Source organism: Pantoea sp. CCBC3-3-1, from assembly GCF_007981265.1.
Classification (GTDB): Bacteria; Pseudomonadota; Gammaproteobacteria; order Enterobacterales; family Enterobacteriaceae; genus Erwinia.
In genome coordinates this window covers 3663609-3684912 of the sequence record NZ_CP034363.1, presented here as the reverse complement: position 1 = coordinate 3684912, position 21304 = coordinate 3663609, and the positions used below count along the sequence as shown (strand labels likewise).

Genomic DNA, 21304 nt, shown 5'->3' with positions numbered 1-21304 from the left:
GCGGGACGCTTTACTTACGTGCCATGTTCCCCGTGCTTCAAACTTTCCGGTCGTCTGGGATACGAAACCCCAGTGTCCTCGATCAGTTTAGCGCCACCAACGGATCGACCGTCGGGTAGCCTTTCCCCAATTCGGCTTCCATGGCAGCCTTCTGCGCCAGCTTGCTTTCCTGATCCTGCAAATATCCCACCAGGCTGAGCTGATAAATACGAATATTTTCCACGTAATTATACGCTTCCTGCCCGCGAGCATAGCCATACGTCGTCAGGCTGTAATAACGCTTCTGGCTTAACATCGGCAGGCGCTGCTTCACATCGGCCCAGCTGTCCGGATTTCCCTTCTGTTTTTCCGTCAGCCGACGGGCATCCAGCATATGCGCATAGCCCATATTATAAGCGGCGAGCGCGAACCAGATACGCTCATCATCCGGTATTGTTGGCGGAACTTTCTCCATCATCCGCACCAGATACTCGCTGCCGCCACGAATACTCTGCTCCGGATCGGTTCGGTCGCTCACCTGCAGGCTTTCCGCAGTATTACGGGTTAACATCATCATGCCGCGTACGCCGGTCGGCGAGGTGGCCTGAGGATTCCAGTGCGATTCCTGCCAGGCAATCGCTGCCAGTAAGCGCCAGTCAATCGCACGGGCATATTTTTCAAACAGCGGACGCAGGTTCGGCAACGTATCGTCGATCGCTCGCAGGAAAGTGCGGGTATCAACGTAATCAAAAGTGCCAACATGGCCCAGATATTTTTCGTCCAGCCGCGCCATCGCGCCTTCTTCGCCCATTTGATTGAAATAATCCAGCAGGGCCGCATTCAGGCTGTCGTCGTCGTCGCGCCGCATATACCAGGTAATCGGCTCTTCTTCAGTGATATCGAACGCCACCGCCAGCTGCGGATGGATCCGCTGTAGCAGCGCAATCGACACGGAATCACCCACGGTATAATCCAGCTTGCCGTCGGCCACCGCTTCCAGCAGCGCATTAGGACTCTGATCGGTTGAAATTGCCCAGTCGAGATCCGGATACTGATTTTGCTTAATATCCCGCAGCGTTGAGGCAAACGCGGAATCGGAAGCGACGGTCAGCCTTCCTTTTAATGCGCCCAGATTTGGCGGACGAGGCTTGCCCATCCGGTAAACCAGCTGCTGGGAAACGGAATAGTAAGTCGGGCCGGTGCGAAAACGCGCCAGCCGGTCGTTGTTATAAATCAGCCCGGCCGCCAGCACGTCAGCTTTGTCATCTTCCAGATCGTCAAACAGCTCGCTCAGGTTCTGACGGACGGTAATTTGCAGCTTAACGCCAAGGTAATCGGCGAAGCGCTTCGCCAGCTCGTAATCCATACCGGCCGGCGCTTTATTAACTGTGTAGTAAGTCAGCGGAGAGTTCAGGGTACTTACGCGCAGTACTCCCCGCGATTTTATCTGTTCAATCTGGTTTTGCCCGCCACCGTACCACGGGATCGACGGCCACAGCGCCAGCGCGAGCAGCACGGTGACCAACCCGATAAACAGATAATTAATTTTCAGGCGTTTCAAATGGTTATCTCTCGAGTGCTCTCAGGTTTCTGTCTGTATCGGCAGTATTGGTTGTCTTTAATGGATCCTGAGCGTGGGGCATTTTGCGCAACTCGGTGGCCCTGCGCAACTGAATTCATCGGGAATTGTGCGTTTTTCAGGCAATTCCTTTCTCCGATTAATTCTGCGCAAACGGTTTCGTAACGGGCGGGGATTCTCTATAATAGCGCCCGTTTTCCCTGTTGCGCCCCAAAGAAGCGTCGCCCGGCGCTCTGACGAGAGATCTTTAATGATGGAAATTCTGCGTGGTTCGCCCGCTCTGTCGGCATTTCGTGTTACTAAATTGCTGGCCCGCTTTCAGGACGCTCACCTGCCGGTGAGTGACATTTACGCTGAGTACGTCCATTTCGCCGATGTCAGCGCGCCACTTAACGGTGATGAAAAAGCCCGTTTGCAGCGCCTGCTTAAATACGGCCCTTCTCTCGCCGAACATATCCCGGAAGGTCGCCTGCTGCTGGTGACGCCGCGGCCTGGTACGATTTCTCCGTGGTCCTCTAAAGCCACTGATATTGCGCACAATTGCGATCTGCCTCAGGTATTGCGCCTGGAACGTGGTCTGGCTTTCTATGTAAAAGCGCCTCAGCTCACAGAAACGCAGTGGTCGCAGCTGGCCGCATTGTTGCACGACCGCATGATGGAAGTGGTACTTAGCGAGCTGTCTCAGGCTGAACAGCTGTTTGCCCACCACGAACCTGCACCGCTGAACAGCGTAGATATCTTAGGCGAAGGCCGTGTGGCGCTGGAGCAGGCCAACCGCAAGCTGGGCCTGGCGCTGGCGGAAGATGAAATCGACTATCTGCTGGCCGCTTTTGAAAAGCTGGGGCGCAACCCGAACGATATCGAACTGTACATGTTTGCTCAGGCCAACTCTGAGCACTGCCGTCATAAAATCTTTAACGCCGACTGGATTATCGATGGCGAACAGCAACCTAAATCGCTGTTCAAAATGATTAAAAATACCTTCGAGAAGACCCCGGATCACGTGCTGTCTGCTTATAAAGACAACGCTGCGGTAATGGAAGGTTCTCAGGTTGGCCGCTTCTATGCGGATACGCAGAATAAGTACGACTTCCACCAGGAAGATACGCACATTCTGATGAAGGTCGAAACGCACAACCATCCAACGGCGATTTCGCCGTGGCCAGGTGCGGCGACCGGCTCCGGCGGTGAAATTCGTGATGAAGGCGCAACCGGTCGCGGTGCTAAGCCAAAAGCGGGCCTGGTCGGTTTTTCCGTCTCTAACCTGCGTATTCCTGGTTTTGAACAGCCGTGGGAAGAAGATTTCGGCAAACCCGATCGCATCGTCACCGCGCTGGACATCATGACCGAAGGCCCGCTGGGCGGCGCGGCGTTTAACAATGAGTTTGGCCGTCCGGCGCTGAATGGCTACTTCCGTACCTATGAAGAGCAGGTGAACAGCCACAACGGCGTTGAGCTGCGCGGCTATCATAAGCCAATCATGCTGGCCGGCGGCATCGGCAACATTCGCGCTGACCACGTGCAGAAAGGTGAAATCACCGTTGGCGCCAAACTGATTGTACTTGGTGGCCCGGCGATGAATATCGGCCTGGGCGGCGGTGCTGCTTCTTCCATGGCTTCCGGCCAGTCTGACGCCGATCTGGATTTTGCTTCCGTACAGCGCGATAACCCGGAAATGGAACGTCGCTGTCAGGAAGTGATTGACCGCTGCTGGCAGCTGGGCCAGGACAACCCCATTCTGTTTATTCATGACGTAGGCGCAGGCGGCCTGTCAAACGCAATGCCGGAGCTGGTCAGCGATGGCGAGCGCGGCGGCCGTTTCAACCTGCGCGACATCCTCAGCGATGAGCCAGGCATGAGCCCGCTGGAAGTCTGGTGTAACGAGTCTCAGGAACGTTACGTGATGGCTGTAGCGCCAGAGAAGCTGGCGCTGTTTGCCGAGCTTTGCGAGCGTGAACGTGCGCCGTTCGCCGTCATTGGTGAAGCGACCGAAGAAATGCACCTGTCGCTGGACGACAGCCATTTCGACAACAAACCAATTGATATGCCGCTCGACGTGCTGCTGGGTAAAACGCCAAAAATGACGCGTGACGTTAGCAGCCTGAAAGCGCAGGGCGAGCCGCTGGCGCGCGAAGGCATTACCGTGGCCGATGCGGTGCATCGCGTATTGCATCTGCCCTCCGTGGCGGAAAAAACCTTCCTGATCACCATTGGCGACCGCTCGGTCACCGGCATGGTCGCGCGTGACCAGATGGTTGGCCCGTGGCAAATCCCGGTAGCTAACTGTGCGGTGACCACTGCCAGCCTGGACAGCTACTACGGTGAAGCGATGTCGCTGGGCGAACGTGCGCCGGTAGCGTTGCTGGATTTCGCGGCTTCTGGCCGACTGGCGGTTGGCGAAGCGATTACCAATATTGCCGCGACGCAAATTGGCTCGCTGAAGCGCATTAAGCTTTCTGCTAACTGGATGGCGGCGGCAGGGCACCCGGGTGAAGATGCCGGCTTGTACGAAGCGGTAAAAGCGGTGGGTGAAGAACTTTGTCCGGCGCTGGGCATCACCATTCCGGTGGGTAAAGACTCTATGTCGATGAAAACCCGCTGGCAGCACGGCACCGAACAGCGCGAGATGACTTCTCCGCTGTCGCTGGTGATTACTGCTTTTGCTCGCGTAGAAGACGTTCGTCGTACCGTTACGCCACAGCTGCAAACCCAGGAAGATAATGCGCTGCTGCTGATCGATCTTGGTAAAGGCGTTAACGCGCTGGGCGCAACGGCACTGTCCCAGGTTTATCGTCAGTTAGGCGACGAACCTGCCGATGTTCGTGATGCACAGCAGCTGTCCGGTTTCTTCAACGCCATGCAGGCGCTGGTGGCCGCAGGTAAACTGCTGGCTTACCATGACCGTTCGGATGGCGGCCTGCTGGTAACGCTCGCGGAAATGGCCTTCACCGGTCACTGCGGCGTGGAAGCCGATATCGCTTCGCTGGGCAGTGACGCGCTGGCCGCGTTGTTCAACGAAGAACTGGGCGCGGTGATCCAGGTTGCAGCGGCTGACCGTGCTCAGGTTGAGCAGGTATTTGCCGACAACGGCCTGGCCGACTGCGTGCATTTCCTCGGCCGCGCGCTTCAGGGCGATCGTTTTGTTATCACGTCAGGTGACTCTGCGGTGTACAGCGAAAGCCGTACCACGCTGCGTACCTGGTGGGCAGAAACCACCTGGCAGATGCAGCGCCTGCGCGATAACCCAGACTGCGCCGATCAGGAGCACGAAGCGAAGAAAAACGATCTCGATCCCGGCCTGAACGTCAAACTGACCTTCAAGCCGGAAGAAGACGTCGCCGCACCGTTTATTGCGACAGGCGCACGTCCGAAAGTTGCGGTTCTGCGTGAGCAGGGCGTGAACTCCCATGTTGAAATGGCGGCGGCATTCCACCGCGCAGGTTTTGACGCGGTCGATGTGCACATGAGCGATTTGCTGGCCGGACGCCGGGGTCTGGAAGATTTCCAGACGCTGGTTGCCTGTGGCGGCTTCTCATACGGTGACGTGCTGGGTGCGGGTGAAGGCTGGGCGAAATCCATTCTGTTTAACGAGCGCGTGCGGGATGAGTTTGAAACCTTCTTCCATCGTCCGCAAACGCTGGCGCTGGGTGTCTGTAATGGCTGCCAGATGATGTCCAACCTGCGTGAGCTGATCCCGGGAAGCGAAGCCTGGCCGCGCTTTGTGCGCAACCAGTCCGAGCGTTTTGAAGCGCGTTTCAGCCTGGTAGAAGTCGCGGCCAGCCCCTCTCTGTTACTGGATGGTATGGTCGGCTCGCAGATGCCGATTGCGGTTTCACACGGCGAAGGCTTTGTGGAAGTCCGCGATGAAGCGCATCTGGCTCAGCTGGAGCATAAGGGCCTGGTTGCCCTGCGCTTTGTAGACAACTTCGGTAAGGTCACTCAGCAGTATCCGGCCAACCCGAACGGCTCGCCTAACGGGATCACTGCGGTAACTAACGAAAGCGGTCGCGTCACCATTATGATGCCGCACCCGGAGCGTGTATTCCGCACCGTCAGCAACTCCTGGCATCCGGCAGAGTGGGGCGAAGACAGCCCGTGGATGCGCATTTTCCGCAATGCGCGCAAGCAGCTGGGCTGAGGCTGTAACGAGTTTGCCGGCTGAATCTTCGGGTTGAGGCCGCTGCTGGCCCTTGCCCCTCTCGCTTTGAGTTTCGAGCCGTTGATAACGAACCCTGCTTTTACGGGTTCGTTTTTTTTGCCTGTTGTCTGGCATACGACGCTAAAATTTGTGTTGAAAACGGGGCGGTTCCAGCCTTATCTGAGAATATGTCGCAAAATCACGACATACTGCCAATAAGATGTCGCTAAATTGAGACATATAAAGTGCTGATTTTATTAGGTTGTTGCAGGCTTATGCAGTGGTGTTACCAATTGGAGACACTTTTTTTGCCAGAGGGTAAGCTGCGCCACGCCCCATTTATTCAGTTAAAGAAAATCTTATAGTAATCAGCATGATAAATTTGCTGTTAAACCTGGCATGGATATTGCTATAATTACCGCAGTGGCTCATTCACCTGGTTATGACAGCCCTGCGCAAGCGGACAAGCGCTTCATAACAACCCGAATGACGCACAATACGGTGCCTGCCGCCCACCAAACCGATAACAGACTTCCGTCTTTATCAAGCATCGGGCGTAACGTTGAGTTAGGCACCACCTATTTTCCGTGATGAACGAGTTCGTCACGGCGCGAATGGCAGATGAAAATCTGCCATTTTTCGTTTTTGTATCAGGACTTTCTTCGTTCGCCACACTCAGCTAGCATCGGGTGAGTTCGTTAACTGAGAGTGTCCCGTGAAAACATGGCGTTTATTCCCCCGTTCTCTGCGTCAGCTGGTGCTGATGGCGTTTCTGCTGGTTCTGCTGCCGCTGCTGGTGCTCGCGTGGCAAGCCTGGGAAAGCCTCTCAGCCCTTAGCGATCGCGCAGCAGAGACTAATCGCACAACCTTAACCGATGTTCGCCGCAGCGAAGCGATGGCCCGTACCGCGCTTGAACTCGAACGCAGCTACCGTCAGTACTGCGTGCTGGACGACCCCATGCTGGCTAATCTCTATCAGACTCAGCGCACTAAATATGCTCAGCTGTTGGATGTGCACGCCGCCGTTCTGCCAGACTCGCGACTTTATGAATCACTCCGTCAGTCGTTGACTCAGCTCGGTAAAATCACCTGCGAAAACAGTAATCCCGTAAAGAGCGCCTCAGTCCGCCTTGAGAAATTTTCAACAGCCAACGGCCAGCTGGTGCAGTCGACCAGAGAAGTGGTGTTCTCGCGCGGTTTACAATTACAGCGTGAAATCGCCGAGCGCGGACAGTATTTCGGCTGGCAGGCGCTGATCCTGTTTTTGCTCAGTCTGGGGCTGGTGGTACTGTTTACGCGCATGATTATTGGGCCGGTTAAGGCCGTCGAACGCATGATAAACCGGCTCGGTGAAGGCCGTACGTTAGGACATAATCTGGCTTTGAAAGGCCCGCGTGAGCTGCGTTCGCTGGGACAACGCATTTTATGGCTTAGCGAGCGGCTCGCCTGGCTGGAATCACAGCGCCATGAATTTCTTCGTCACATCTCACACGAACTGAAAACCCCGCTTGCCAGCATGCGCGAAGGCACTGCACTGTTGGCGGATGAAGTAGCGGGCCCGCTCACCTCGGATCAGCAGGAGGTGGTCAGCATTCTGGATGAAAGCAGCCGCCACTTACAGCGTCTGATTGAGCAGCTGCTGGACTACAATCGCAAACTGACGGAAGCCCAGATATCGCTGGAGCCGGTAGAGCTTGAGCCGCTGATTGCAGGCATTGTTAACAGCCACAGCCTGACTGCCCGGGCAAAAATGATGCGCACTGAAATCGTGCTTGAGGCAAAAGCCTGCCGGGCGGAAGCGACGCTGCTGGCGCGGGCCATCGATAATCTCTATTCGAATGCGATACACTACGGCCGTGAATCCGGTACCATTTGGATCCGCAGTCAGCAGCAGGGCCGCAAGGTCATTATTGACGTGGCAAACAGCGGATCGCCAATCCCCATCACGGAGCAGGCGATGATCTTCGAGCCTTTTTTTCAGGGAAGTCAGCAGCGCAAAGGCGCGGTGAAGGGGAGCGGACTGGGGCTTAGCATTGCCAAAGACTGCCTGCATCGTTTACAGGGCGATCTTCAACTGGTGACCAGTAAAGAGGCCGATGTTTGTTTCAGAATTGAACTCAATGCCATTGCCGGAAAGAACAAATAATGAGAAAGCCTCCTTTTAGTGCCGCACTGACCGTTTTCGGCAACGCAATCACCGCCACCTTTATGGTGGTGCTTTTGGCTGGTTGCCAGACAGCGAATAAAACCGTGACGGGTGAACCGCTAAAGCTGGTGGTGCCCGAGGTAAAAGTGATTGACTATCAGGCAGTTGATTGCGACCGGCTGTGGGATCTTGATGACCAAAAAACGGTTACTAATGCGCTGTACTGGCTGCGGGCAACAGACTGCGCGGCAAGGCTTGCGCCAGCTCAGGCAAGGGCAGAAGCACGACGCTGGTCTGATGATAACTGGCAGAGCGCGTTCCGGCAGGGCGTGCTGATGGCAAATGGAAACGTGACGCCTGTCGAAAGACGCCAGTACATGCTGCGGCTGGATACGTTCAGCCTGGCTTATCCTGATTCAGTAAGAGCGCTGATCCAGCTATGGCGCGATAACCAGGCTGCGCAGCTTCAGCTGTCGGAAGAGCGCACCCGCTATCATCATTTGCAGCAAAACAGCGATGCGCAGCTGGATGCCCTGCGCCAGCAGCAGGTAGCGCTGACCAACGAGCTGAAACTGACGCGTCGCAAGCTGGAAACGCTAACCGATATTGAGCGCCAGCTTTCCACACGCCGTTCGGCGGATAATGCTGACAATAATCATTCTGACAAAAGCGCCGCGGGAAGCGGAGCTCAGACAAGCTCTGAGGAAACCACCCAGCCATGATAAAAAAATCGGCCAATCTTCTGCTGGTTGATGACGATCCCAGCTTGCTCAAACTGTTAGGTATGCGCCTCGGCAGCGAGGGATTTAGCGTATTCACGGCCCCAAGTGGCCCTGAAGCGTTACGCCTGCTTCAGCGTGAAAAAATCGATCTGGTCATCAGCGACTTAAAAATGGATGAAATGGATGGTCTTGCGCTGTTTGCTGAGATCCAGAAGATCTCGCCCGGCATGCCGGTGATCATTCTTACTGCGCATGGATCGATCCCGGAGGCCGTTGCGGCAACCCAACAGGGCGTTTTCAGCTTTCTGACTAAACCTGTTGACCGCGATGCGCTCTACAGCGCGATCGACCAGGCCTTAGCGCACCGTGCGCCAGCCAGTGATGATGCGTGGCGTGAAAGCATCGTTACCCGCAGCCCGATTATGCTGCGCCTGCTCGAACAGGCAAGGATGGTGGCCCAGTCTGACGTTAGCGTGTTAATTAACGGACAGAGCGGAACGGGTAAAGAGATCCTCGCACAGGCAATCCATGCTGCCAGCCCGCGAGCGGGTAAAGCCTTTATCGCCATCAACTGTGGCGCACTTCCGGAACAGTTGCTGGAATCTGAACTTTTTGGTCATGCCAAAGGCGCCTTTACCGGCGCGGTCAGTCAGCGAGAAGGGCTGTTTCAGGCAGCAGAAGGCGGAACGCTGTTTCTTGATGAAATCGGCGATATGCCGCAGGCGTTACAGGTCAAACTGCTGCGCGTATTACAGGAGCGCAAGGTGCGTCCGCTGGGCAGCAATCGCGATTTAGATATTAACGTCCGTATCCTGTCGGCAACGCATCGGGATTTGCCTAAGGCCATGGAAAAGCAGGAGTTTCGTGAGGACCTGTACTATCGCCTAAACGTGGTAAGTTTGAAAATTCCGGCGCTGCACGAGCGCGCGGAAGATATTCCCCTGCTGGCGAATCATCTTTTGAAGCAGGCGGCAGAGCGGCACAAACCCTTTGTGCGCAGCTTCTCGACCGATGCTATGAAACGGTTAATGGCAGCGAGCTGGCCAGGCAACGTGCGTCAGCTGGTGAACGTTATTGAGCAGTGTGTTGCGTTAACCTCAGCACCGGTTATTGGCGAAGCACTGGTGGAGCAGGCGCTGGTTGGCGAAAATACCGCGCTGCCGACCTTTGCGGAAGCCAGAAACCAGTTTGAACTTAACTACTTACGTAAGCTACTGCAAATGACCAAAGGCAACGTGACACATGCCGCACGTCTGGCCGGGCGCAACCGCACAGAATTCTATAAGCTGCTGTCGCGCCACGAGCTGGATGCATCTGATTTTAAAGAATAGTTTTTTCACTGCCTTCGGCATCGGGTTATGGTAGCTTAAGTCTCAGGAAAAAGAGGCAGCCCGCACGGCGGAACCTGTCCGTGGCACATATACTGATTAAAGATTACCCTCCGGTTGCCGAGGGAATGAAAAGGGTCTGTCATGAAAAAGATTGATGCAATTATCAAACCATTCAAACTCGACGACGTGCGTGAAGCGCTGGCCGAAGTCGGGATTACCGGTATGACCGTTACTGAAGTGAAAGGTTTTGGTCGTCAGAAAGGTCATACTGAGCTTTACCGCGGTGCGGAGTATATGGTCGACTTTCTGCCGAAGGTAAAAATCGAGATCGTGATTGCTGATGACATCGTTGATACCTGTGTTGAAACCATCATGAGAACAGCACAAACCGGTAAAATCGGCGACGGTAAAATTTTCGTCTTTGACGTGGCGCGCGTGGTGCGTATCCGTACTGGCGAAGAAGACGAAGAAGCCATCTGATTTTCTTGTGCCTGCACTATCTTATGAATATCAAAGGGGCGACTGTCGCAAAACAGTCGCCCCTTTTTGTCTGAGTAAGCCTGCTAAGTTTCAGGCTGCATCATGCCATATCATCAAATCACCTTATGCGGCCCAAACACTTCGTAGTGAACGCGTTCCGCCTCAATGCCCATTTGCAGCAGCTGCCCGGCGATATGCTGCATAAATCCCAACGGTCCGCAGAGATAGTAATGCATGTCAGGATCGCTGAGCTTGCTTTCGATCGGTAACAGATCCATCACGCCCGCGCTGTCAAAACGGCCCGTATCCTGCGGCAGCGGCTCTTTGTACCAGATATGCTGAGTAAAATGCGCCAGGCGGCGACCGGAAGCGGCCACCTCTTCAGCAAAAGCGTGCCGTTTGCCGTTATCAGCTGCATGGAACCATTGCACAGGCGCGGGATGGTTTTGCGCAGCCAGCACGTCAAGCATCGCCAGCATGGGCGTCTGACCCACGCCTGCGGAAATCAAGGTGACCGGCGTTTTCGGCTCAACAGTGAGGAAAAAGTCACCCGCCGGAGCAGCCAGATGCACTTCGTCACCGGGTTGAGCATGCTGATGCAGCCAGCCTGAAACCGTCCCGCCTGGCTCATGACGCACGGCAATACGGTAATCCCTGCCGTTCGGTGCTCGAGTCAGTGAGTACTGACGAATTTCCTGATTAGCAAAGCTTTTATCGCGTAACCAGACGCCCAGATACTGGCCAGCCTGATAGTCGGCGACAGGCTGTCCATCAACCGGGCTGAGCAAAAAGCTTTTAATCACCTCGCTTTGCGGCGTGATTTCAGCAATGCGGAAAGCGCGTGGCGAGCGCCATCCTCCCACTTTGCTTTCCGCCGCCTGATAAATTTCTTCTTCCCGTTGGATAAACACGCCTGCCAGAACGCCGTAAGCTTTGCCCCACGCGTCCAGCACTTCCTGGCCCGGGCTGAGCATTTCATCCAGCGTCGCCAGAAGATGCTGGCCCACAATCTGATATTGCTCGGGTTGAATGGCAAAGCTGGTATGTTTCTGCGCGATTTTCTCCACCGCAGGCAGTAATACGGCAAGATTTTCAATATTACCCGCATAGGCGCAAATGGCGTTAAACAACGCTTCCCGCTGATTACCATTGCGCTGGTTACTCATATTGAAAATCTCTTTCAGCTCGGGATTGTGCGCGAACATGCGGTCGTAAAAATGAGCGGTAAGGCGAGGGCCTGTCGCCAGCAGGGCAGGGATGGTGGCTTTAATCGTGGCGATGGTTTGGGCATCTAACATGGCGTGCTCCTGAGGAAAATTTAAAACATGCATTTTAAATGCATCTTATAGCAGCTGCGGCCAGTTTGTAAATATCCCTCTTTGACATAAGGGCATCTTTCACCACGGGCGCTGTGTAAAAGTGAAAAAATCACATCCGGATGATGAGGAAATATCCGATCGCGGAATCATGTAAAATTATTGAACAACCCACGCCAGTGCTGAAGCCAATCGTTTGCGTAAAAAGGGTGTTTTCCGGCTATCCCTTAACGGGTAAAACAGTTTACACTGTTGGCCTTCGCCCAAACGGGCCGTTCAATGCCGAATATTTAGTTAGCTGAGTCAGGAGAAGCGGATGTTAAAGCGTGATATGAATATTGCCGATTATGATGCCGAGTTATGGCAGGCAATGGAGCAGGAAAAAGTGCGTCAGGAAGAGCACATCGAACTGATTGCTTCAGAAAACTACACCAGTCCGCGTGTTATGCAGGCGCAGGGGTCTCAGCTGACCAACAAATATGCCGAAGGGTATCCGGGCAAGCGTTATTACGGCGGCTGTGAATATGTTGATATCGTTGAGCAACTGGCTATCGATCGTGCCAAAGAGCTGTTCGGTGCCGATTACGCTAACGTGCAGCCACATTCTGGCTCGCAGGCCAACTTTGCCGTTTATACCGCGCTGCTACAGCCGGGCGACACCATTCTGGGGATGAACCTGGCGCACGGTGGCCACCTGACCCACGGTTCTCCGGTAAACCTGTCCGGCAAACTGTATAACGTTGTGCCTTACGGTATCGACGAAACCGGCAAAATCGATTACGACGATCTGGCTGCACAGGCGCAGAAGCATAAGCCGAAAATGATTATCGGTGGTTTCTCTGCTTACTCAGGCATCTGTGACTGGGCAAAAATGCGTGAAATCGCTGACAGCATCGGCGCTTACCTGTTTGTCGATATGGCGCACGTTGCGGGTCTGATCGCCGCAGACGTTTATCCTAACCCGCTGCCACACGCACACATCGTGACCACGACCACGCACAAAACGCTGGCTGGTCCACGCGGCGGCCTGATCCTGGCGAAGGGCGGCGACGAAGATCTGTATAAAAAACTGAACTCTGCTGTTTTCCCTGGCGGCCAGGGCGGCCCGCTGATGCACGTTATCGCCGGTAAAGCGGTCGCGTTAAAAGAAGCGATGGAGCCTGAGTTTAAGGTTTACCAGCAGCAGGTTGCTAAAAACGCCAAAGCGATGGTGGAAGTTTTCCTGGAGCGCGGTTACAAAGTGGTTTCCGGCGGAACTCATAACCACCTGTTCCTGCTGGATCTGGTTGATAAAAACCTGACCGGTAAAGAAGCTGATGCAGCTCTTGGCCGTGCGAACATTACGGTTAACAAAAACAGCGTACCTAACGATCCGAAAAGCCCGTTTGTGACTTCCGGTATCCGTATCGGTTCGCCTTCCGTGACTCGCCGTGGCTTTAAAGAAGCTGAAGTACGCGAACTGGCTGGCTGGATCGTTGATATTCTTGACAATATCAACGATGAAGCGACCATTGAACGCGTGAAGAAGCAGGTTCTGGAAATCTGCGCACGCTTCCCTGTGTACGCTTAATCATGCCCGATTCCCTGCTATCCGGCAGGGAAGGCAGTGATCAATTAACGGGACTTAACGTCCCGTTAATTGATCTGAGCGCCCGAAAATCTGCACGCTAAATTCGTTTGCCGGAGGGAAAATGGCAATCCGTTCCGCCTGGTGGCTCGGCCTGGGCTACTTCACCTACTTTTTTGCCTACGGCGTCTGGCTACCGTTCTGGGCTGTCTGGCTAAAGGGCTCAGGGCTTGATGCAGAAAAAATCGGCCTGTTGTTAGGCGTGGGCATGGTCTCTCGTTTTATCGGTAGCTTGCTGATCGCTTCCCGCATTACTCATCCTTCCCGTCTGATTACCGCCCTACGTCTGCTGGCGTTATTATCGCTATTATTCACGCTGGGTTTCTTTATCCAGGCCTCCTGGATTTGGCTGCTGCTGGTGATGATCGGTTTTAACCTGCTTTTTTCACCCCTGGTGCCGCTGAGCGATGCGCTGGCAGCCACATGGCAGCGGCAGATTGCTATGGCATATGGCCCGGTCAGGCTGTGGGGATCGCTGGCGTTTGTTATCAGTTCCGCGCTGACGGGCGCGCTGGTCAGTGCCTTCTCTTATCAGGCAATCCTCATTATGCTTTGCATTGGCGTGGGCGCGATGGCGGCCGGCATGCTGCTGCGTCCTTCGGTTATGCCGCAAGGTGATGAACGGGAAAGCAAAAAAGCGGGCTGGCCGGAGTGGAAGCAGCTGCTTCAGGAAAATGCCGTCTGGCGGTTTTTACTCTGCGTTACCCTGATGCAGGGCGCACATGCGGCCTATTATGGCTTCAGCGCCATCTGGTGGCAGGAGGCTGGCTATTCCGCCAGCATCGTCGGCTATCTTTGGTCGCTGGGCGTGGTGGCAGAAATCGTCGTATTTGCCGCAAGCAATCGCTTATTCCGCCGCTGGACCGCGCGCGATCTTCTGCTGCTTTCAGGTGTTTGCGCAATCGTCCGCTGGAGCCTGCTTGCTTCAACCACGTCACTGCCCTGGCTGGTGGTAGGGCAGATCCTTCACTGCGGCAGCTTCACCATTTGCCATCTGGCCGCGATGCGCTTTATTGCTGCACGGCAAGGGGGCGAGGTTATTCGCTTGCAGTCTGCCTATTCAGCGCTGGCAATGGGCGGCGGTATTGCGGTGATGACGATGGTGTGCGGCGTCCTGTTTCAGCATTTGCATGGCAACGTGTTCTGGGTGATGGCAGCGCTGGTGGTGCCCGCCTTGCTGCTGCGTCCCAAGTTGCAACCTTCAGGACTCCAGCAGTAGCCTGATACGCTGTTGCTGATGGGGCTGCAATGGCAGCTCGGCATGGATTAACGGCGGCGAATAGAGCGGCAGAGGCGTGGCGTAAGGCGTAATAACCAGCGCCACGCCTTTTGGCGCGCTGTTGCTTTGGTACTCTGCCACGTCAAGATACTTGATATTCAGAGGCAGCAGCGTCAGCTCTCTCAGCTGCTGTTCTACCTCCTTTTCCAGTGCAGCATCTTTTCCTGTCAGTAAAAGAATTTGCTTCTCCTGCAAAACATTTTCCTGCATCAGCCACGCGCCAAAAAGGATCGCAATCAGGCCGAGTTCTTCCGGTGAAAACGTCAGGTTGTAGCGCTGTTCAAAAGCCTTTACTGCTGCCTGAGTGGTGCGCAGTAATTTGGGATAAAGCCGGGGAACTTCTTCCGTCAGGCTGTTATCAATCCTGATGCCAAACAGACAGCGTTCGAGCGCTTGCGCAAGATGGGTATAGAGGCGGTCACAAAGCCCTTGTTCATTACAAAAGCGGTTAGCAGACAGCGCCTGAAAATGCGCAATCATCTCTCTGACCCCCGCCAGTAACTCCCTCTCGTAATCATAACGGATTTCTGTGGTCACCGGCGCATGAAGCTGGCTGAGCAGTAAAGCAAATAACCAGACTTCACTGGCGTCAGGTGCCGGATGGCAGCGTTTTTGCCAGTGGCGCACGATTTCTTCCGCTAGCTGATGTTCTGCACGCCCGTTCAGCCAGCTGCGCTGCGAGTCGGTAAAATCGGTAGAGGCGCGGCGACAGAGCGAGTGCTGTATAAAAAGCTGTAAAAATTGACGATCGCGGCTGCTGAAATCACGGGAAAGTCCCAGTGCACAATGCTGTACCAGCGCCTGGAGGTTATGTTCATCATAAAGCGCTTTTTCCGTCTGCATCCTTTTCAGATGCTGCTTCAGGGCCGGAGAAAACTGTTGTTGAACGAAATCGGGTACCAGCCGGAGTGCACGGCGCAGCCAGTGCAGCAGGCAAAGACGCTGATCCAGTTCAGCGCCGATAAGACCATAGTGTCCGCTTGCTTCCTGGCGCAGGACAAGCCGATGATAGTGCTGGATTTTTGCTGCCACCTCCGCTATATCTTGCCGGGCAGTGGAATCATCCACGCTGTTCACCTTGCAGATTGTCTCCAGCGTGACAGCGGCATTCGGAAGATAAAATAGCAAAAGCAGATGGCAGTGACGCTGCGGACTGGAAAGTGCAGCAGGCGCTGATGGCGGTAAAATCATCTTCTGCATTCCCAGTTAAAGTAACATCGCTAAGAATAGCGTGATTGCCTCCCGCTGCGTCCTGAGACGCCAGATTTATTCTTAGCTTTTAAGGCAGGTCACAGAATTTTTGCTAACAGGTGAAAGGAATATAAATTGTTACGTTATAACGTATTCTGTTTGCGTCCCTTTATTGCTTTAATGATTGCGGTGGCACCACAAGCCTGGAGCCATCCTCACAGTTTTATTTCATTGCAAACCACGCTGGTTCATCAAGGCAATCAGCTTACCGGCTTGAAAATGCATTGGGTGATGGATGCGATTACCTCTGCCGATTTACTCTATGATGCCGGACAGGCAAAATCTGACTCGGTGGTGTGGAAAAAACTGGCAGCGGAAGTGATGGCTAACGTGTTGGGACAGCATTATTTCACCGAGTTCTGGCATGAAGGCAAAGCGGTAAAATTTGATAACTTACCGCCAGAATATCGTTTGCTGCGCCAGGGCAATCAGGCGGTGCTGGAATTTGTGCTTCCTCTGGGCGAGCCGCAGCCGCTCAAGGGCCAGCGCTATACTTTCTCAACTTTCGACCCAACCTATTTTGTTGATATGACCTTTGATTCTGAAAAATCACTCCATATCCCTGCTGAACTTGCTCAGCAGTGTCAGTTCAGTCTGAAAACGCCCAACCCGAACGCGTCTGTGCAGGCGTATGCGCTATCGCTTGATAAAGCCGATGCGCCACCGGAGGATAGGGAACTTGGCAGAGAGTTTGCCCAAACGGTGACGCTGACATGTCAGTAATTATCACGCAGCAAAAAACGCCGCGCGGCTGGCGGCAGTTCTGGCCGATCATCCTGCTGCTGTTGGCGTTGATTATCGGGGCAGGAGTGGTCTGGCTGCACTGGTCGCAGATTTTACTGCAAACCATCTTCTGGCAGAGGAATTTACATGCAGAGATGACCATGTTGATGCAGCAGGTCGTCGCTCATCCTCATCAGGTTGGCTTGACGCTGCTGGGATTCAGCCTGATTTATGGCGTATTGCATGCACTGGGACCGGGTCACGGCAAAGTGGTAATCGCGACGTTTCTGGCGACGCATCCTTTGAAACTTAAAACCAGCCTGCAACTGACGCTGGCGGCGGCGCTTTTGCAAGGCGCTGTTGCGGTTGTACTGGTAACGGTGATGCTAACGGTATTGCAGCTTTCTTCGCGCCAGCTGCATCTCGGCAGCTACTGGCTGGAGAAGGGCAGTTATTTGCTGGTGATTGTACTCGGAGCCTGGCTGAGCTGGCGCGCAGTAAGAAAGATGCTGCAAATTTTAAAAAAACCAGCGCGCACTTTCCATCGTCTGACGCCACTCACTCATCAGCACAGTGCGGACTGCGGCTGCGGGCACCAGCATGTGCCGGACAGTGAATCCGTTAACAAAGCGGTGAATATCAGAACAAAAATCATGGTGGTGTTATCCATGGGGCTACGGCCCTGTTCTGGCGCGCTGATGATGCTGTTGTTTGCAAAAGTGATTGGCGTTTACTGGTGGGGTGTTTTATCGGCAATCGTCATGGCTGCGGGAACGGCACTCACGGTTTCTGCCATGGCTTTACTGGTGCACATTTCTCGTTCGCTGGCGCTGAAGTTAAGTCGTGGGTCGTCACAAGGCTGGCAAAAAATGGGATTAGCCTGCCTGTCGCTGACCGGAGGCTTATTGCTGGTAGTGATGGGGATCGTGCTGTGGCTTACGGCGCAACCGGCCTTGTCGGGTGGCATCAGGCCGCTGTTTATGCGTTGAAAAAGGGCTGAAGTTATCCTTCAGCCCTTATCAACTATTGCGAACTTAGCGCTTCAGCGCTTCGCTCAGTTCGTCACGCATGGTGGCCAGCATAGATTTCACTACGCGTGGATTACCCGCAACGATATTGCCAGAGTGCAGATAACCGTGAGCGCCAACAAAGTCGGTCACCAGGCCACCCGCTTCACGAACCAGCAGTTCGCCCGCAGCAAAGTCCCATGGTTTCAGGCCGATTTCAAAGTAGCCATCCACGCGACCCGCAGCAACATACGCCAGATCCAGCGCCGCTGAACCGTTACGACGGAAATCAGCACACTGAGTAAACAGCTTACCAATGATGTTGATGTAAGGCGTGGCATGCTGCTTCAGTTTGAACGGGAAGCCGGTTGCCAGAATGGTGCCATCCAGATCGCGAGCAGTGCTGCCGCGCAGACGATAACCGTTCAGCTGCGTACCCTGACCACGAACCGCGCTAAACAGCTCATTGCGCATTGGATCGTAAACCACGGCAACTTCGGTACGGCCTTTGATGCGTACCGCGATGGACACGGAGAAGTGAGGCAGACGCTTAATGAAGTTAGTGGTGCCATCCAGTGGATCGATAACCCATTGTACATCCTGGTCTGTACCTGCTAATTCACCACTTTCTTCGGAAATGATGGTGTGTTGCGGATAAGACTTGCGAATCACCTCAATAATCAGGCGCTCAGCGTCGCGATCAACATTGGTAACGAAGTCGTTGGTGCCTTTCTGGGTGGCTTCAACGGCGTCTGGAGTTTCGTAATTCTTGGCAATTAAATTACCGGCCTTGCGCGCAGCGCGCACGGCGATGTTGAGCATCGGATGCATCGGTCTCTCTCACTGGATGTTAAAGAACGGGAAAACGGCGCGGATTATAGCAGGGGGTTCGGTAAAAGTCCTGAAAATATGTTAGCATCCTCAAATTATCTCACAGACCTGAATTCCTATGCTCTCGAATATCCGAATTGTGCTGGTGGAAACCTCTCACACTGGCAACATGGGTTCTGTCGCTCGCGCGATGAAAACCATGGGTTTAACAAACCTTTACCTGGTCAACCCACTCGTCAAGCCTGACTCCCAGGCGATTGCGCTGGCTGCCGGTGCCAGCGATGTTATTGGCGAAGCCCACATCGTGGATACCCTTGACGAAGCGTTGACAGGGTGTAGCCTGGTCGTGGGTACCAGCGCCCGTTCCCGTTCGCTTCCCTGGCCGATGCTCGATCCACGCGAATGCGGCATCAAGAGCGTACAGGAAGGCGAGCAGGCCCCGGTGGCACTGGTCTTTGGCCGCGAGCGCGTTGGCCTGACCAATGAAGAACTGCAAAAGTGTCATTATCATGTCGCTATTGCGGCTAACCCGGAATACAGCTCGCTCAACCTGGCGATGGCGGTGCAGATCATCGCTTACGAAGTGCGTATGGCATTTTTACAATCGCAGGAACAGAAAGCAGAACAGCCAGACTTTGAAGCGTCACCGTATCCGCTGGTCGACGACCTCGAGCGTTTTTATCAGCATATGGAACAGATGATGGTAAAAAGCGGCTTTATCCGTGAAGGCAGCCCGGGGCAGGTGATGAGCAAGATGCGTCGCCTCTATACCCGTGCGCGCCCGGAGCGTGACGAGCTGAACATTCTGCGCGGCATGCTTTCTTCGCTGGAAAAACCGAAAGGCGATAAATAGCGCAAAAAAACAGCATAGCGGCAGCAATAGTTGAGTGAAATACCAGGTTAAATACTTGAGTGAAACACTTGGTTAAATAGTTGAGTGTTTTACTTGGTTAAATAGTTGACCAAATCACTCGGGAATGTCAGACTCACGACCATCATTTGTTCACGCCAACCAGGCTACAACCGAGGTCGTTTACGCCATGAGACTGACATCCAAAGGCCGTTATGCCGTTACCGCTATGCTCGACGTTGCTCTTCATTCTCACGAAGGTCCAGTGCCGTTAGCTGATATTTCTGAACGCCAGGGCATCTCCCTGTCTTATCTGGAACAGCTGTTTTCTCGCCTGCGCAAAAATGGTCTGGTGGCCAGCGTTCGCGGTCCGGGCGGTGGTTATCTGCTGGGTAAAGAGTCGAACGCGATTGCTGTCGGTGCGGTAATTACTGCCGTGGATGAGTCCGTTGACGCGACCAAGTGCCAGGGTAAAGAAGGTTGTCAGGGCGGCGAGCGTTGTCTGACTCACGTGCTGTGGCGCGATCTGAGCGAACGCATTAGCGATTTCCTCAACAACATTACGCTGGCTGAATTGGTTAACAACCAGGAAATCCTGGACGTTGCAGACCGTCAAAATTCTACTGAAAAAGCGCGCGTGCCTAACACCCGCGTGCATGAAACCATTAACGTCAATCTGCGTGCCTGATTAAAGCGGCAGCGAAACTTGTCGTCCCATACCCTGTGGGGCGACAGAAACTGACGAGCCAGTCAGAACGCATTGAATGACATACATTTTATTGTGATGTACGGAGTTCAAGAGCAATGAAAGTACCGATTTACCTGGATTACGCCGCTACTACTCCCGCCGACCCCCGCGTCGCTGAAAAAATGATGCAGTTCCTGACGATGGACGGTACGTTTGGTAATCCAGCTTCCCGCTCTCACCGCTTCGGCTGGCAGGCAGAAGAAGCTGTTGATGTCGCCCGCAACCAAATCGCAGAACTGATTGGCGCCGATCCGCGTGAAATTGTTTTCACTTCTGGCGCAACTGAATCAGACAATCTGGCGATTAAAGGTGCCGCACATTTCCATCAGGAAAAAGGGCGCCACATCATCACCAGCCAGACAGAACACAAAGCGGTACTGGATACCTGTATTCAGCTTGAGCGCGAAGGTTTTACGGTGACTTATCTTGCGCCTCAACCCAACGGCATTATTAATCTGAACGAGCTGGAAGCCGCGATGCGTGATGACACCATCCTGGTTTCCATCATGCACGTTAATAATGAAACCGGCGTGGTGCAGGACATTGCCGCTATCGGCGAGCTGTGCCGCTCACGAGATATCCTCTTTCATGTTGATGCGACTCAAAGCCTGGGGAAACTTCCGGTAGACGTCAGCCAGCTGAACGTCGATCTGATGTCGTTTTCAGCCCATAAACTCTATGGACCAAAAGGCATCGGTGGCCTGTATGCGCGCCGGAAGCCCCGCATTCGTATTGAGGCACAAATTCACGGCGGCGGTCATGAGCGCGGTATGCGTTCCGGAACGCTACCGGTGCATCAAATTGTCGGCATGGGGGAAGCCTACCGGATTGCCAGAGAAGAAATGGCGGAAGAATCGGCCCGTCTCGCCGGACTTCGCCAGAGGCTGTGGCAGGGGATCAGCGGCATTGAGGAAGTTTATCTGAATGGCGATCTGGAAAAAGGCGCACCCAACATTCTGAACGTCAGCTTTAACTATGTTGATGGTGAATCACTGATAATGGCGCTGAAAGATTTAGCGCTTTCTTCCGGTTCAGCCTGTACTTCAGCCAGCCTTGAACCGTCCTACGTGCTGCGCGCGCTGGGTCTGGATGACGAACTTGCCCACAGTTCATTGCGTTTTTCACTGGGCCGCTTCACCACCCGCGAAGAAATTGATTACGCTGTTGAACTGGTTGGCAAATCAATCCAGCGCCTGCGTGAGCTGTCACCCCAGTGGAAAGCTTTTAAAGCCAGCGGCCTGGGCAGCAAGGCATCCTCTCTGCGTTCCTGATTTTCGACACTTCTGTGCTATTGCAT

16 protein-coding genes are annotated in these 21304 nt (G+C 54.2%); 12 read left to right on the top strand and 4 right to left on the bottom strand.

Features of this window, described 5'->3' with window-relative positions; all coding sequences use genetic code 11:
- Window positions 1–82 precede the first annotated feature (82 nt).
- The gene (gene mltF, locus EHV07_RS17170) at window positions 83–1540 is read right to left on the bottom strand and encodes a membrane-bound lytic murein transglycosylase MltF (protein WP_147199227.1); all 1458 of its coding nucleotides are present in this window, start codon (window positions 1538–1540) and stop codon (window positions 83–85) included.
- Between the two features lie 268 nt (window positions 1541–1808).
- On the opposite strand from mltF, the gene purL reads away from it, so the two are divergent.
- The 5 genes from purL (at window position 1809) to glnB (ending at window position 10375) form a co-directional block, all read left to right on the top strand.
- Window positions 1809–5696, top strand: a complete 3888-nt coding sequence (gene purL / locus EHV07_RS17165; protein ID WP_147199225.1) for a phosphoribosylformylglycinamidine synthase — start codon at window positions 1809–1811, stop codon at window positions 5694–5696.
- A gap of 715 nt (window positions 5697–6411) precedes the next feature.
- Window positions 6412–7842 (top strand): HAMP domain-containing sensor histidine kinase, encoded by a 1431-nt coding sequence (locus EHV07_RS17160; protein WP_147199223.1) that lies wholly within the window; start codon window positions 6412–6414, stop codon window positions 7840–7842.
- A complete protein-coding gene (gene qseG / locus EHV07_RS17155; protein WP_147199221.1) occupies window positions 7842–8564 on the top strand; it encodes a two-component system QseEF-associated lipoprotein QseG in 723 nt (240 codons plus the stop codon). Before EHV07_RS17160 ends, qseG begins: the two co-directional genes overlap by 1 nt.
- A complete protein-coding gene (gene glrR, locus EHV07_RS17150; protein WP_147199220.1) occupies window positions 8561–9895 on the top strand; it encodes a two-component system response regulator GlrR in 1335 nt (444 codons plus the stop codon). The genes qseG and glrR overlap by 4 nt, the downstream gene beginning before the upstream one ends.
- Window positions 9896–10036: 141 nt before the next feature.
- Window positions 10037–10375 (top strand): nitrogen regulatory protein P-II, encoded by a 339-nt coding sequence (glnB, locus tag EHV07_RS17145; RefSeq protein WP_125289509.1) that lies wholly within the window; start codon window positions 10037–10039, stop codon window positions 10373–10375.
- A 113-nt stretch (window positions 10376–10488) separates the two neighbouring features.
- Here the strand turns inward: glnB and hmpA are convergent, their stop codons facing one another.
- Complete coding sequence (gene hmpA / locus EHV07_RS17140; protein ID WP_147199218.1) at window positions 10489–11673, bottom strand: NO-inducible flavohemoprotein; 1185 nt, start codon at window positions 11671–11673, stop codon at window positions 10489–10491.
- A 334-nt stretch (window positions 11674–12007) separates the two neighbouring features.
- Here hmpA and glyA point away from each other — a divergent pair, with 334 nt between their 5' ends.
- Together glyA and EHV07_RS17130 are read left to right on the top strand one after the other, a co-directional pair.
- Window positions 12008–13261 (top strand): serine hydroxymethyltransferase, encoded by a 1254-nt coding sequence (gene glyA, locus EHV07_RS17135; protein WP_147199216.1) that lies wholly within the window; start codon window positions 12008–12010, stop codon window positions 13259–13261.
- A gap of 121 nt (window positions 13262–13382) precedes the next feature.
- Entirely contained in the window at window positions 13383–14537 is a 1155-nt protein-coding gene (locus EHV07_RS17130; protein WP_147199214.1) for a 3-phenylpropionate MFS transporter, read from the top strand.
- On the opposite strand, the gene csiE is transcribed toward EHV07_RS17130, so the two are convergent.
- Entirely contained in the window at window positions 14520–15797 is a 1278-nt protein-coding gene (gene csiE / locus EHV07_RS17125) for a stationary phase inducible protein CsiE (protein WP_147199212.1), read from the bottom strand. The two genes, EHV07_RS17130 and csiE, sit on opposite strands and share 18 nt — an antisense overlap.
- 171 nt (window positions 15798–15968) lie before the next feature.
- Here csiE and EHV07_RS17120 point away from each other — a divergent pair, with 171 nt between their 5' ends.
- Together EHV07_RS17120 and EHV07_RS17115 are read left to right on the top strand one after the other, a co-directional pair.
- Window positions 15969–16571, top strand: a complete 603-nt coding sequence (locus EHV07_RS17120; RefSeq protein ID WP_147200659.1) for a DUF1007 family protein — start codon at window positions 15969–15971, stop codon at window positions 16569–16571.
- Window positions 16562–17560, top strand: coding sequence for a nickel/cobalt transporter (locus EHV07_RS17115; protein ID WP_147199210.1), 999 nt, complete (start codon window positions 16562–16564; stop codon window positions 17558–17560). The genes EHV07_RS17120 and EHV07_RS17115 overlap by 10 nt, the downstream gene beginning before the upstream one ends.
- Window positions 17561–17605: 45 nt before the next feature.
- Here EHV07_RS17115 and suhB read toward each other — a convergent pair whose 3' ends face one another.
- Window positions 17606–18409, bottom strand: coding sequence for an inositol-1-monophosphatase (gene suhB / locus EHV07_RS17110; RefSeq protein WP_147199208.1), 804 nt, complete (start codon window positions 18407–18409; stop codon window positions 17606–17608).
- A gap of 118 nt (window positions 18410–18527) precedes the next feature.
- On the opposite strand from suhB, the gene trmJ reads away from it, so the two are divergent.
- From trmJ to EHV07_RS17095, 3 genes are all read left to right on the top strand, one after another.
- Window positions 18528–19262, top strand: coding sequence for a tRNA (cytosine(32)/uridine(32)-2'-O)-methyltransferase TrmJ (gene trmJ / locus EHV07_RS17105; RefSeq protein WP_147199206.1), 735 nt, complete (start codon window positions 18528–18530; stop codon window positions 19260–19262).
- A gap of 187 nt (window positions 19263–19449) precedes the next feature.
- A complete protein-coding gene (gene iscR / locus EHV07_RS17100; RefSeq protein ID WP_147199204.1) occupies window positions 19450–19947 on the top strand; it encodes a Fe-S cluster assembly transcriptional regulator IscR in 498 nt (165 codons plus the stop codon).
- Window positions 19948–20063: 116 nt separating this feature from the next.
- Window positions 20064–21278 (top strand): IscS subfamily cysteine desulfurase, encoded by a 1215-nt coding sequence (locus tag EHV07_RS17095; protein ID WP_147199202.1) that lies wholly within the window; start codon window positions 20064–20066, stop codon window positions 21276–21278.
- The last annotated feature ends 26 nt before the right edge of the window (window positions 21279–21304 follow it).

Excerpts from the sequence above, each read along its gene's own strand:
- purL (WP_147199225.1), top strand. The coding sequence starts at position 1,809 with ATGATGGAAATTCTGCGTGGTTCGCCCGCTCTGTCGGCATTTCGTGTT.
- qseG (WP_147199221.1), top strand. The coding sequence starts at position 7,842 with ATGAGAAAGCCTCCTTTTAGTGCCGCACTGACCGTTTTCGGCAACGCA.
- glrR (WP_147199220.1), top strand. The coding sequence starts at position 8,561 with ATGATAAAAAAATCGGCCAATCTTCTGCTGGTTGATGACGATCCCAGC.
- glnB (WP_125289509.1), top strand. The coding sequence starts at position 10,037 with ATGAAAAAGATTGATGCAATTATCAAACCATTCAAACTCGACGACGTG.
- hmpA (WP_147199218.1), bottom strand. The coding sequence starts at position 11,673 with ATGTTAGATGCCCAAACCATCGCCACGATTAAAGCCACCATCCCTGCC.
- glyA (WP_147199216.1), top strand. The coding sequence starts at position 12,008 with ATGTTAAAGCGTGATATGAATATTGCCGATTATGATGCCGAGTTATGG.
- EHV07_RS17130 (WP_147199214.1), top strand. The coding sequence starts at position 13,383 with ATGGCAATCCGTTCCGCCTGGTGGCTCGGCCTGGGCTACTTCACCTAC.
- csiE (WP_147199212.1), bottom strand. The coding sequence starts at position 15,797 with ATGCAGAAGATGATTTTACCGCCATCAGCGCCTGCTGCACTTTCCAGT.
- EHV07_RS17120 (WP_147200659.1), top strand. The coding sequence starts at position 15,969 with ATGATTGCGGTGGCACCACAAGCCTGGAGCCATCCTCACAGTTTTATT.
- EHV07_RS17115 (WP_147199210.1), top strand. The coding sequence starts at position 16,562 with ATGTCAGTAATTATCACGCAGCAAAAAACGCCGCGCGGCTGGCGGCAG.
- suhB (WP_147199208.1), bottom strand. The coding sequence starts at position 18,409 with ATGCATCCGATGCTCAACATCGCCGTGCGCGCTGCGCGCAAGGCCGGT.
- trmJ (WP_147199206.1), top strand. The coding sequence starts at position 18,528 with ATGCTCTCGAATATCCGAATTGTGCTGGTGGAAACCTCTCACACTGGC.
- iscR (WP_147199204.1), top strand. The coding sequence starts at position 19,450 with ATGAGACTGACATCCAAAGGCCGTTATGCCGTTACCGCTATGCTCGAC.
- EHV07_RS17095 (WP_147199202.1), top strand. The coding sequence starts at position 20,064 with ATGAAAGTACCGATTTACCTGGATTACGCCGCTACTACTCCCGCCGAC.